The organism is Pseudomonas sp. PvP009 (assembly GCF_017832995.1).
Taxonomy (GTDB): Bacteria; Pseudomonadota; Gammaproteobacteria; order Pseudomonadales; family Pseudomonadaceae; genus Aquipseudomonas; species Aquipseudomonas syringae.
On sequence record NZ_JAFIBG010000001.1, the window covers coordinates 1,079,976 to 1,091,843 of the forward strand.

The window sequence follows — 11,868 nt, forward strand, 5'->3', positions numbered from 1 at the left end:
CAAAACTGATGCTAGCTACCGCAGCGGAGCTAAGCAACCGACCATTCAATACGCGGGCTGTAAGAAAACATTTCCCGGTGCGCCGGATACTACCCGATTAGCCAATGACACCTGTCACGCCCTACACTTCGCGGGTCTTTTGTTCAGGATCAGCCCGTGACCTCCAGCATCTTCTGGTACGACTACGAAACCACCGGTATCAACCCGCGCAATGACCGTGCGCTGCAGATGGCCGGAATTCGCACGGATACCGACCTCAATGAAATAGCGCCTCCGGTCAATCTGCACTGCCAGCTCAGCGATGACATCCTGCCTCATCCTGCCGCCTGCATGATTACCGGAATCACCCCGGCCACGCTGGCAGAAAAAGGCCTGTGCGAGGCCGATTTCATGACGCGCGTACATGCCGAACTGTCTGCTCCGGGAACCTGTGGCGCGGGTTACAACACCTTGCGTTTTGATGATGAAGTCACGCGCTACAGTTTTTATCGCAACTTCTTCGACCCCTATGCGCGCGAATGGCAGGGGGGCAACAGTCGCTGGGATCTGATTGATGTTGTGCGGGCTGCCTGCGCATTGCGCCCCGATGGCATTGTCTGGCCGGAACAGGACGGCCGGGTCACGCTGAAACTGGAGCGGCTGACGGCTGCCAATGGTATTGATCACGGGCAGGCACACGACGCGTTATCCGATGTGCGTGCAACTATTGCGCTGGCACGTTTGATTCGTGAAAAGCAGCCGAAGCTTTACGACTATCTGTTTGCATTGCGCAGCAAACAGAAAGTCCAGGAACAGGTTCGCCTGATGCAGCCTCTGGTGCATATTTCGGGACGCTTTTCTGCGGCGCGCAATTACCTGGGCGTGGTGCTGCCGTTGGCCTGGCACCCGCATAATCGCAACGCGCTGATCGTGTGTGATCTGCACCTGGATCATTCACCGTTGTTGCATGAGGGCGCTGAAACACTCAAGCGGCGTTTATATACGCGGCACGACGCGCTGGGCGACGGCGAATTGCCCGTGCCGCTCAAACTCTTGCATATAAACCGTTGCCCGGTGATCGCGCCGCTGGGGGTGCTGCGCAGCGAAGATCAGCAGCGGCTGCAACTGGACATGGCCGGCTATCAGGCACGCGCAGCGCAATTGAGTGAACGCCGCGAAGTTTGGCACGATAAACTGGCGGCCGTTTACGGCAAGGACGACTTCGTCGCAAGTGAAGATCCCGAACAGCAGTTATATGACGGTTTTATAGGTGACCGTGATCGTCGACTGTGTGAGCAAGTTCGGCAGGCCGAGCCCGAACAACTGGCGCGTGACGCCTGGCCGTTTGATGATGCCCGATTGCCTGAATTGTTATTCCGGTATCGCGCTCGTAACTTTCCTGACACCTTGAGTGGCGAAGAGCAAACACGCTGGCGGGATTTCTGTCAGCAGCGCTTGCGCAGCCCGGAATGGGGCGCTCCCAACACCCTGCATGACTTTACGGCCGCTTGGGTAGAATGCTCCCTTAGTGCCGCGCCAGAGCAGTTAGAGGTGTTGCGGCAGTGGCAGGATTACGCCAACAAGCTGAGTAACCGTCTGGGCGTATAAAAATACCGGGCAATAAAAAACGCCAGCAGGCTGGCGTTTTTGCAATCGCAATGAACCGCGATCTGGTGAAGCTTAGCCCAGCAAAGTGGCCCAGCTTTCAACGTCGTCGCTGCCCCACTTGGCTTTCCACTCTTTCAGCGTCTTGTGGTTGCCACCTTTGGTTTCGATGACTTCACCGTTGTGCGGGTTCTTGTATTGCTTGACCTTGCGCGCGCGTTTGGTGCCGGCAGGTTTAACAGCGCCGCCACGGGGGGCCTTGTTTACCTTGGCATCCGGATCCAACAGGGCAATGATGTCACGCAGCGACTTTTGGTATTCGCCCATCAGCGTGCGCAGTTTGCCTTCGAATTCCAGCTCGGTTTGCAGTTTGTCGTCCTGCGACAGGTTCTTCAAACGGGCTTGCAGTTCTTTGATGGCTTCTTCTGTAGCGCGGTATTCGTTGATCAGGGACATGAGGAGACCTTATGTTGTGAGGGTTGCAGGGATACAGTGCGGCAATAATAGTCACTGTAAATGAGCAAGTAAACATTAAATAAAAGTTTTATTTGAATTATTTAGCAATATACACGCGTCCTACAGACGTCTGAACTAGGAGCGCGTCACGCTTCCTTCAAAAGATCGCCCCTATAAAGCCCTTCTTATTACAGGTTTTGTTTAGCGATGGGCACCCGGAAAACGCATACTGGCAAGGTGCAATCTTTGGCCTTGGCGGTGTGCTTTTTCGGCATCTGAATTCAGGCAACAGAGATACTGCAGTTTTGCTGCGCAGCCGCTAGAATAGCGGCTTTGCGAAGTTCTGGAGTTTCCCCCAATGCGCACTTTTCGTCTGGTGATTGCTTGCCCGGACCGTGTAGGCATCGTTGCCAAAGTCAGTAACTTTCTGGCGTCCCATAACGGCTGGATCACCGAAGCGAGTCATCATTCGGACAATCTCAGCGGCTGGTTTTTCATGCGTCACGAGATCCGTGCCGACACCCTGCCTTTTGACCTGGACGGCTTCCGTGAAGCCTTCACGCCGATTGCCGAAGAGTTTTCGATGGACTGGCGCATTACCGACTCGGCGCAGAAGAAGCGCGTCGTGCTCATGGCAAGTCGCGAATCGCACTGTCTGGCCGACCTGCTGCACCGTTGGCACAGTGACGAACTCGACTGCGACATCGCCTGTGTGATTTCAAACCACCAGGACCTGCGCAGCATGGTCGAGTGGCACAACATCCCTTACTACCATGTTCCGGTGGACCCGAAAGACAAGGAGCCTGCATTCGCCGAGGTATCGCGTCTGGTCGGTCATCACCAGGCTGATGTCGTGGTTCTGGCGCGTTATATGCAAATCCTGCCGCCGCAGTTGTGCCGTGAATATGCCCATCAGGTCATCAATATCCACCACAGCTTCCTGCCATCGTTCGTCGGGGCCAAGCCTTATCACCAGGCCTCGTTGCGCGGCGTCAAACTGATCGGCGCGACCTGTCACTATGTGACCGAAGAGCTCGACGCCGGTCCGATCATCGAGCAGGACGTCGTGCGCGTCAGTCACCGTGACAGCATCGAAAACATGGTGCGTTTCGGCCGCGACGTGGAAAAAATGGTGCTGGCGCGCGGCCTGCGCGCTCACCTGGAAGACCGCGTTCTGGTTCACGACAACAAGACAGTCGTCTTCGGCTGATCTATCTTTTCCGGAGCGCGTCTGTCGCGCTCCCGACTCAGCTGTCGGCAAGGGTGCAACGCGCAAGGTGACAGCTAATGACCGATCCTCTCGACAAAGCCACTTCCACCGCTCCGGCAACGCTTGGCGAAGGCTGCCTGAGCCGCTATGACCCTGCTGAACTGACTGCTGAAAACGGCACTGATTTCGACGGTGCCGCAGCACTGTGGCGCGAGCTGCAGCAAGCGCAAGCGCCTGGTGAAGGGCTTGAGGAGGAGGGGGAACAAGAGGATGAGTGAGTCAAACCCTTGAGCGGTGCAAGGCATGCACCGCCCGAAGGGTTTTAGGCTCTGTACGAAAAGTGGCTGCGCTCGGTGATGCTTCGTTAAAAACAGGCTCGGAATGCTCATTTACAACACGTAGACTCCGCTTCCTCGCCTGTTTTTGCCTCGCCTGACCTTCGCTCGCCGACTTTTCGTACAGAGCCTAGATCAGGCCAGGGCCTTGGAAGCCAGCCAGAACAACGCTGCGGACAAGGCGACCGTTGCCGGTAGGGTCAGCACCCAGGCCAGCAGGATGGTGCGCACGGTTCCGCCTTGCAGACCGCTCTTGTTGGCGACCATGGTGCCGGCTACACCCGACGACAGAATGTGCGTGGTGGACACTGGAAGACTGAACACGTTGGCCAGACCAATCGCGCAGGCGGTGGTGATCTGCGCCGACATGCCTTGTGCGTAGGTCATGCCCTGCTTGCCGATCTTCTCGCCGATCGTCAGTACCACACGTTTCCAGCCGACCATGGTGCCGATGCCCAGCGCCAGTGCGACCGCCAGAATCACCCAGAACGGTGCGTACTCGGTGGTGGTGGTCAGGTCCTTGCGAAGTTTCTCCAGGTCGGACTTTTCACGCGCTGACAGGTCCGGAAGTTTGCCGACCTTGCGGGCGGTGTCGTCCAGGCACAACAGGTAGCGACGAACTTCGATGCGGCTTTCAGGGGCCAGCGCATGGTAGTCGGACACGCCCTTCAGGCGGTCGAGCAGCGCGTCGATGGTAGGTTCGGTCTGCTTCGGATTACAGGCAGAGCTGGACGGCAGGTCGCCTTTTTCGGCTTTACCCATAGCCAGATATTCGCCCAGCGTGCTGCTGTTGCGCTGATAGAACTGGTTCAGGTGCTGGGTCGCATCGCGGGTGCGTTCGATCTGGTAGGTCGTGCTGGTGAGGTCAAGCACGAACTGGCTGGGCACGATACCGATCAGTACCAGCATGATCAGGCCAATACCTTTCTGGCCGTCATTCGAACCGTGTACGAAGCTGACCGCCATGGCGGAGATGACCAGCACCAGACGGTTCCAGAACGGCGGGTGCTTCTTGTCATCCAGCTTGCGGCGCTGGTCAGGGGTCTTGTGCATCTTCGACAGCGGACGCCACCATTTCAGGGCAATCAGTACCAGGCCCGCAACGATAAAGCCGGCCAGCGGCGAGAACACCAGCGAAGCGCCGATATCGATCGCTTTCTGCCAGTTCACGCCATCGGCTAGCGGGATATCGTTGAGCAGCGCATTGGCCAGACCCACACCGAGTATCGAGCCGATCAGCGTGTGCGAACTGGAGGCCGGAATGCCGAAGTACCAGGTGCCGAGGTTCCAGGTAATCGCCGCCGCCAGCAGCGAGAACACCATGGCCAGGCCATGTCCGGTGTTGACGTTGATAAGCAGTTCGACCGGCAGCAGGTGGACGATGGCATAGGCAACGCCCACGCCGCCCAGCAACACACCGAGAAAGTTGAATACACCGGAAAAGAGCACGGCCAGATGAGGCGGCATCGCTTTGGTGTAAATGACTGTCGCCACCGCGTTGGCGGTGTCATGAAAGCCGTTGATGAACTCGAAGGTGAGGACGAAAGCCAGGGCGAGCAACAGGCTCACAAGCACCCAGGCATCAAGCCCGCTGAATAAATCGATCATGTAGGTTTTCTGACCGGGTCTGAAGGGGGCGCGATTATGACAGAAAAAATACCGAACGACTTGTCGTCACCACGTGGTGTCGCCTCAAACCAAAAAAAAGACGCATGAGCGCCGCCCCGTTGAATGTTCAATGAGGCAGTAAGGCGTGTAATTCCGGGGGCTGAAAGTCAGAAACGTATCGGGCAGGGATTATCGGCCCTGCGCTGTCATGGCTCTTCTTTCAGGCCTTCTTCCATTTTTTGCAGTTCTTGCTTGAACGCCTGGTCCAGCAGGCTGGCTCTTTTGCGCCAAGGCTTGCGTTCCGGTTCAGGTTGCGCGGCGTAGGTGGTGATTTCACCGCCGTAGACATCCTTGTAGCGTTGTTCCTGGCGCTCAAGTTCCGCGCGCAGTTCATCTTTAGTCACTTTAATACCTGATCGAGTCGAATGGGCTCTGGCGATGACGCAAAACATTGCAAGTATGTTCACTCCAGTCTGGCTGTATACCAACTACAGTCAGCGGCCTGTTCGGGCGATTGCGCGAAAGGGTTACTGGACATGCCTGTTGTTGTCTGCGGCTACGTGCACCAGAGAGAAACACCTGTCGTAGCGACACACGTTTGATTTCAAGCACAGGGCTTGCGCTGGCAGGCTTGCTGATGGTCTCGCTGCGATGGTGCACCGTGACAACGCTTCGACAGGACAGTCGAGGCAGAAATCGGGTCAATGGATCAATCGTTGCGAGGGTATTGCCAACCAACTGCCAGATACTATCTCCAAGAACTTCTGCTACGTCAACAACAGAGGTTGAATGAGTTCACATGTCTGGTTTTTTTGTACGATTGTTCCGAAGTTTCAGTGAGCCATTTATATGACATAAGTTTTATAAAACAGTTTTCACGTTCGACGACAAAATGTTGGCGAAGAAATTCACTGTCTTTTATATGCAGGATGTGTGGAGTCGCGTGGCAGGCACCGACCGAGAACGAGATGAAGAGGTGGGGGTCGCGAGCATCGGGCACGAGGGATGCGCCTGAGTAATGAAAACGGCCTTGCTTGGTGAGCAAGGCCGCTGCCTTGGACTTCTCAGTGGGTACCTGACCAGTATTTCCAAGAAGTCACTTCGTGGCAGAGGTAAAGGTATAAGTATATTTACATGGGGTCAATTGCGATTATCGGCCACCTGTTCGATAATCGCACAAATGAGGGCGGGCTTCGCTCCTCTGAAAAGAGCTGAAACCTACGGTTTACAGGGCCTGAAAGGCAGTTACATAAGGTGTTTCAATGAACGACGAACTGCGTAAATCTTTTGCCTCGTTGGCACCGCCCATCGTGGCGTCGCCCGCAAAGCGCATTCAGGCGCTGACCGGTGACCCGGATTTCATGACCTCGCTGGCGCGCGGGCTGGCCGTGATTCATGCCTTTCAGGAGCGTAAGAGACACCTGACCATTGCGCAGATCAGCCACCGCACCGAGATCCCCCGTGCGGCAGTGCGTCGTTGTCTGCACACCCTGATCAAGCTCGGTTATGCGACCACTGACGGCCGTACCTACTCGCTACTGCCCAAAGTATTGACGCTGGGCCACGCCTATTTGTCATCGACGCCACTGGCAACGTCATCGCAGCCTTATCTGGACCGTATGAGCGACCAGCTGCACGAGGCGTGCAATATGGCGACTCTGGAAGGCGACGACATTCTTTATATAGCGCGCTCTGCGACCACGCAGCGACTCATCTCGGTCGACCTTTCCGTGGGCGGTCGTCTTCCCGCGTACTGCACATCCATGGGCCGCATTCTGCTGGCCGCACTGGATGACGTGTCGCTGCATGAATACCTTGACCATGTCGATCTGCAGCCCAAGACCAGCCGCACCATTCGCACGCCGGAGGCCTTGCTCGAATGTCTGCAGCTGGTTCGGCAACAAGGCTGGTGCATAGTCGATCAGGAACTGGAGCAGGGGCTGCGTTCGATCGCCGTACCGGTCTATGATGCATCGGGCCAGGTGCTGGCTGCGCTGAATGTCAGTACCAGCGCCGGACGTGTGGCACGCAGCGAGCTGGAACAACGCTTTCTGCCGATCATGCTCGATGCCAGTCGCGACCTGAGTACGCAGCTGTTTACCTGACGTTGCCGTATTTTAGACGGATTGAATTCGTTCGATTACCGAACGTTTAGTCGATTATCGGATTGTTTGCCTTCTTGCTCAGGCATAACCTCATTTTCATTCCGGCGCAGGTCTTCGCGCTGATCATTGAACGTGATGTTGGGTTCGGAGCACCTCATGGCAGACATTCTTTCTCTACGCGATGCGGTGAAGCAACTGGTCAACGATGGCGACACCGTTGCGCTGGAAGGCTTCACGCATCTGATCCCCACGGCCGCTGGGCATGAAATCATCCGTCAGGGTAAAAAAGACCTGACCCTTGTGCGCATGACGCCCGATCTGATCTACGACCAGTTGATCGGTGCCGGCTGTGCGAAGCGGCTGATTTTCTCGTGGGGCGGCAACCCAGGCGTTGGCTCCTTGCACCGTTTGCGCGATGCCGTTGAAAAGCAGTGGCCGCGCGCGATGGAAATTGAAGAGCACAGCCATGCCGACCTCGCCAACGCTTATGTGGCGGGCGCGTCCGGTCTGCCGTTCGCGGTGCTGCGCGCCTACGCCGGGTCCGACCTGCCCAAGGTCAACCCGCTGATCAAGACGGTCACCTGCCCGTTCACCGGCGAAGTGTTGGCAGCGGTGCCTTCGGTACGTCCCGACGTAACCGTGATTCATGCACAGAAAGCCGACCGCAAGGGCAACGTGCTGTTGTGGGGCATTCTCGGTGCGCAGAAAGAAGCCGCACTGGCTGCGAAGCGTTGCATTGTGACGGTGGAAGAAATCGTCGATGACCTCAAGGCGCCTATGAATTCCTGCGTGCTGCCGACCTGGGCGCTGAGCGCGGTGTGCCTGGTGCCAGGCGGCGCGCATCCGTCTTATGCGCATGGCTACTACGAGCGTGACAACCCGTTCTATCAGGCCTGGGACCCGATCGCCCGAGACCGGGAGACCTTCACGGCGTGGATCGATGAATACATCCACGGCACCGCAGACTTCAGTGAATTCCAGAGCAAGCTGGCTCGCGCTTCGGAGGCCAAATAATGACTTACTCCACCAGTGAAATGATGACCGTTGCCGCAGCCCGTCGCTTGCGTAATGGTTCTGTGTGCTTCGTCGGCATCGGCCTGCCTTCGAAGGCGGCGAATCTGGCACGTCTTACCTCTGCGCCTGACGTGGTGCTGATCTACGAGTCCGGCCCGATCGGTGCCAAGCCCACGGTGTTGCCGTTGTCTATCGGCGATGGCGAGTTGGCTGAAACCGCCGACACAGTGGTCTCCACCAGTGAAATCTTTCGCTACTGGCTGCAGGGCGGTCGCGTCGATGTCGGTTTTCTCGGCGCGGCGCAGGTCGACCGTTTCGGCAACATCAATACCACCGTGGTCGGCGATTATCATCATCCAAAAGTGCGTCTGCCGGGCGCCGGTGGTGCGCCGGAGATCGCCGGGTCGGCCAAGTCAGTGCTGATCATCCTCAAGCAGTCGGCGCGTTCGTTCGTCGACAAGCTGGACTTCATCACCTCGGTCGGCCATGGCGAAGGTGGCGACTCGCGCAAACGCCTGGGCCTGCCCGGTGCCGGCCCAGTGGGCATCATCACCGACCTGTGCATCATGGAGCCGGAAGCCGGCACCCACGAGTTCGTCGTGACCACGCTGCACCCTGGCGTGACCCGCGAGCAGGTCATTGCAGCAACCGGCTGGGAGATCCGCTTTGCCGACACCGTTGTTGTGTCCGAAGAGCCCACTGACGTCGAGCTGACGGCGCTGCGTGATCTGGAAGCACGAACTGCCGCGGCTCATGGTCAGGTCGCAGGAGAAGCGTGATGCGTGATGTATTTATTTGCGATGCGATTCGTACGCCCATCGGTCGCTTTGGTGGTGGGTTGTCTTCGGTGCGTGCAGACGACCTGGCTGCGGTGCCGATCAAGGCGTTGATGGAGCGCAACCCTTCGGTCAACTGGGAAGAGATCGACGAAGTGTTCCTTGGCTGCGCCAATCAGGCTGGCGAGGACAACCGCAACGTTGCGCGCATGGCCGCACTGTTGGCCGGGCTGCCGGAAAGTGTACCGGGCGTCACCCTCAATCGTTTGTGTGCGTCCGGTATGGACGCCATCGGCACCGCTTTCCGGGCCATCGCTTCCGGTGAAATCGAGCTGGCCATCGCCGGAGGCGTCGAGTCGATGTCCCGCGCGCCCTTCGTGATGGGCAAGGCCGATGCCGCGTTTTCGCGCAACATGAAGCTGGAAGACACCACCATCGGCTGGCGCTTTATCAATCCGGCGATGAAAGCACAGTACGGCGTGGACTCAATGCCCGAGACGGGCGACAACGTGGCAACCGACTTCAGGATTTCTCGAGCCGATCAGGACGCTTTCGCCCTGCGCAGCCAGCAACGCACTGCCGTTGCCCAGGCTGCGGGCTTTTTCGAGGAAGAGATCGTGCCGGTGCGAGTCGCGCACAAAAAGGGCGAAACCCTTGTCGACAAGGATGAGCATCCGCGTGGCGATACCAGTCTGGAAACCCTGAGCAAACTCAAGCCGGTCAATGGCCCGGACCGCACGGTGACTGCCGGTAATGCGTCCGGAGTCAACGACGGCGCTGCTGCGCTGATTCTGGCGTCGGCCGAAGCAGTCAAAAAGCATGGCCTGACGCCCCGCGCCCGCGTGCTCGGCATGGCCAGCGCCGCGGTTGCACCTCGGGTGATGGGCATTGGCCCGGTGCCAGCGGTGCGTAAACTGGTCGAGCGTCTGGGGCTGGCGGTGACCGATTTCGATGTCATCGAGCTCAATGAAGCATTTGCCAGCCAGGGGCTTGCGGTGCTGCGCGAGCTGGGTCTGGCGGACGATGCGCCGCAGGTCAATCCCAACGGCGGGGCGATTGCCCTAGGCCATCCGCTGGGCATGAGCGGCGCGCGGCTGGTGCTGACGGCGCTGCATCATCTGGAGAAAACCGGCGGGCGCAGAGGCCTGGCAACCATGTGCGTCGGCGTCGGGCAGGGGCTTGCGCTGGCCATCGAGCGGTAAGCCCTCCCGCTTCAACCTGTTGTCCAGCAACCCGGATCGTTTGTCAGCCTCCACGAAAAGGCAGGCCGATGATCCGGGTTGTTGTTCGTCTGGACGCCCGGATTCTCAACGATCCCGCTATTCCAGTCGGCTGAATTGGCCTGACTTATTGTGCTCGATTAAAGACGGTGTTACAGATTGTTTCTTATGGACAGTTCTGCTTGGGGAAAATAATGACTACAACATCAAAAGCACCGCATTACACCGGCGAGGAGCGAAGCAAAAGAATTTTCGCCATTGTCGGCGCCTCATCCGGCAACCTGGTCGAATGGTTCGACTTTTATATCTACGCCTTCTGCGCGATTTATTTCGCACCGGCTTTCTTCCCTTCCGATGATCCGACCGTTCAGTTGCTCAACACCGCAGGTGTATTTGCCGCTGGCTTTCTGATGCGTCCGATTGGCGGCTGGCTGTTTGGTCGTGTCGCAGACAAACATGGCCGCAAGAACTCCATGCTGATTTCGGTCACCATGATGTGTGCCGGATCATTGATCATCGCCTGCCTGCCGACCTATGCCTCGATTGGCGCCTGGGCGCCGGCCTTACTGTTGATGGCGCGCCTGCTGCAAGGCCTGTCGGTGGGTGGCGAGTACGGCACCACGGCCACTTATATGAGTGAAGTGGCGCTGCGCGGCCAGCGCGGCTTTTATGCTTCGTTTCAGTACGTCACCCTGATCGGCGGGCAATTGCTGGCGGTGTTGACGGTGGTCATCCTCCAGCAATTCCTGACCACCGAAGAACTGCGTGACTACGGCTGGCGTATCCCCTTCGTGATCGGTGCTGGCGCTGCGGTCATCGCCTTGCTGTTGCGTCGCACCCTCAATGAAACCACCACGGCCGAAAGCCGGCAGGACAAGGACGCGGGCAGTATTGCGGCACTGTTCAAGCATCATGCTGCTGCCTTCATCACAGTGCTGGGCTACACCGCCGGTGGCTCGCTTATTTTCTATACCTTCACGACCTACATGCAGAAATACCTGGTCAACACCGGGGGCATGGAAGCCAAGACCGCCAGCTACATCATGACCGGTGCGCTGTTTCTGTACATGTGCATGCAGCCGTTCTTCGGCATGCTCGCGGACCGCATTGGCCGTCGCAATTCGATGCTCCTGTTCGGCGCGCTGGGTACGCTGTTCACAGTGCCGATCCTGATGACGCTCAAGACCACCACCAACCCGTTTATTGCCTTTGTGCTGATTACCCTGGCGCTGGCGATCGTCAGCTTCTACACCTCGATCAGCGGGCTGGTCAAAGCCGAGATGTTTCCGCCTCAGGTTCGTGCGCTGGGCGTGGGTCTGGCGTACGCGGTGGCCAACGCAATGTTCGGCGGCTCGGCTGAGTGGGTTGCACTGAAACTCAAGAGTGCCGGAATGGAAAACAGCTTTTACTGGTACGTGACAGCCATGATGGCGGTAGCGTTCCTGTTCAGTCTGCGTTTGCCCAAAGAGCCTAAGTACCTGCATCAGGATCATTGATCGCAGGTGTGTGCCGGCCAAAAAAAAACCACCTGATCAGGTGGTTTTTTTGTCTGCCGCTGTC

At 57.9% G+C, this 11,868-nt stretch carries 11 protein-coding genes; 8 read left to right on the forward strand and 3 right to left on the reverse strand.

Features of this window, described 5'->3' with window-relative positions; genetic code table 11:
* Positions 1–156: 156 nt before the first annotated feature.
* The gene (gene sbcB / locus JOE29_RS04820; RefSeq protein ID WP_122220113.1) at positions 157–1,587 is read left to right on the forward strand and encodes an exodeoxyribonuclease I; all 1,431 of its coding nucleotides are present in this window, start codon (positions 157–159) and stop codon (positions 1,585–1,587) included.
* A 72-nt stretch (positions 1,588–1,659) separates the two neighbouring features.
* On the opposite strand, the gene mvaT is transcribed toward sbcB, so the two are convergent.
* Positions 1,660–2,040 carry a histone-like nucleoid-structuring protein MvaT gene (gene mvaT / locus JOE29_RS04825; protein ID WP_002554971.1) on the reverse strand — a complete coding sequence of 127 codons (381 nt, stop codon included), beginning with the start codon at positions 2,038–2,040 and terminating at the stop codon, positions 1,660–1,662.
* A gap of 358 nt (positions 2,041–2,398) precedes the next feature.
* Between mvaT and purU the strand changes: the two genes are divergently transcribed.
* The gene (gene purU, locus JOE29_RS04830) at positions 2,399–3,250 is read left to right on the forward strand and encodes a formyltetrahydrofolate deformylase (protein WP_003413243.1); all 852 of its coding nucleotides are present in this window, start codon (positions 2,399–2,401) and stop codon (positions 3,248–3,250) included.
* Positions 3,251–3,327: 77 nt separating this feature from the next.
* Positions 3,328–3,528, forward strand: coding sequence for a hypothetical protein (locus tag JOE29_RS04835; RefSeq protein WP_003425184.1), 201 nt, complete (start codon positions 3,328–3,330; stop codon positions 3,526–3,528).
* Between the two features lie 192 nt (positions 3,529–3,720).
* On the opposite strand, the gene JOE29_RS04840 is transcribed toward JOE29_RS04835, so the two are convergent.
* Positions 3,721–5,193 (reverse strand): inorganic phosphate transporter, encoded by a 1,473-nt coding sequence (locus tag JOE29_RS04840; protein ID WP_003425186.1) that lies wholly within the window; start codon positions 5,191–5,193, stop codon positions 3,721–3,723.
* A 206-nt stretch (positions 5,194–5,399) separates the two neighbouring features.
* Entirely contained in the window at positions 5,400–5,597 is a 198-nt protein-coding gene (locus JOE29_RS04845; RefSeq protein WP_002554967.1) for a hypothetical protein, read from the reverse strand.
* A gap of 858 nt (positions 5,598–6,455) precedes the next feature.
* Here JOE29_RS04845 and pcaR point away from each other — a divergent pair.
* The 5 genes from pcaR to JOE29_RS04870 all read left to right on the forward strand — a co-directional run bounded on the left by pcaR (position 6,456) and on the right by JOE29_RS04870 (position 11,804).
* Positions 6,456–7,298, forward strand: coding sequence for a pca regulon transcriptional regulator PcaR (gene pcaR / locus JOE29_RS04850; protein ID WP_003363842.1), 843 nt, complete (start codon positions 6,456–6,458; stop codon positions 7,296–7,298).
* Positions 7,299–7,454: 156 nt separating this feature from the next.
* The gene (locus tag JOE29_RS04855) at positions 7,455–8,312 is read left to right on the forward strand and encodes a CoA transferase subunit A (protein ID WP_003395944.1); all 858 of its coding nucleotides are present in this window, start codon (positions 7,455–7,457) and stop codon (positions 8,310–8,312) included.
* On the forward strand, positions 8,309–9,091 hold the full coding sequence (locus JOE29_RS04860; RefSeq protein ID WP_170963814.1) for a CoA-transferase subunit beta: 783 nt from the start codon (positions 8,309–8,311) through the stop codon (positions 9,089–9,091). The genes JOE29_RS04855 and JOE29_RS04860 overlap by 4 nt, the downstream gene beginning before the upstream one ends.
* The gene (gene pcaF / locus JOE29_RS04865; protein WP_057407196.1) at positions 9,091–10,290 is read left to right on the forward strand and encodes a 3-oxoadipyl-CoA thiolase; all 1,200 of its coding nucleotides are present in this window, start codon (positions 9,091–9,093) and stop codon (positions 10,288–10,290) included. Before JOE29_RS04860 ends, pcaF begins: the two co-directional genes overlap by 1 nt.
* Before the next feature lie 212 nt (positions 10,291–10,502).
* Positions 10,503–11,804, forward strand: a complete 1,302-nt coding sequence (locus JOE29_RS04870) for an MFS family transporter (RefSeq protein WP_003425192.1) — start codon at positions 10,503–10,505, stop codon at positions 11,802–11,804.
* Positions 11,805–11,868 lie beyond the last annotated feature (64 nt).

Coding starts and splice junctions, on each gene's coding strand:
- JOE29_RS04855 (WP_003395944.1), top strand. CDS start 7,455: ATGGCAGACATTCTTTCTCTACGCGATGCGGTGAAGCAACTGGTCAAC.
- mvaT (WP_002554971.1), bottom strand. CDS start 2,040: ATGTCCCTGATCAACGAATACCGCGCTACAGAAGAAGCCATCAAAGAA.
- JOE29_RS04870 (WP_003425192.1), top strand. CDS start 10,503: ATGACTACAACATCAAAAGCACCGCATTACACCGGCGAGGAGCGAAGC.
- pcaR (WP_003363842.1), top strand. CDS start 6,456: ATGAACGACGAACTGCGTAAATCTTTTGCCTCGTTGGCACCGCCCATC.
- purU (WP_003413243.1), top strand. CDS start 2,399: ATGCGCACTTTTCGTCTGGTGATTGCTTGCCCGGACCGTGTAGGCATC.
- JOE29_RS04840 (WP_003425186.1), bottom strand. CDS start 5,193: ATGATCGATTTATTCAGCGGGCTTGATGCCTGGGTGCTTGTGAGCCTG.
- JOE29_RS04835 (WP_003425184.1), top strand. CDS start 3,328: ATGACCGATCCTCTCGACAAAGCCACTTCCACCGCTCCGGCAACGCTT.
- pcaF (WP_057407196.1), top strand. CDS start 9,091: ATGCGTGATGTATTTATTTGCGATGCGATTCGTACGCCCATCGGTCGC.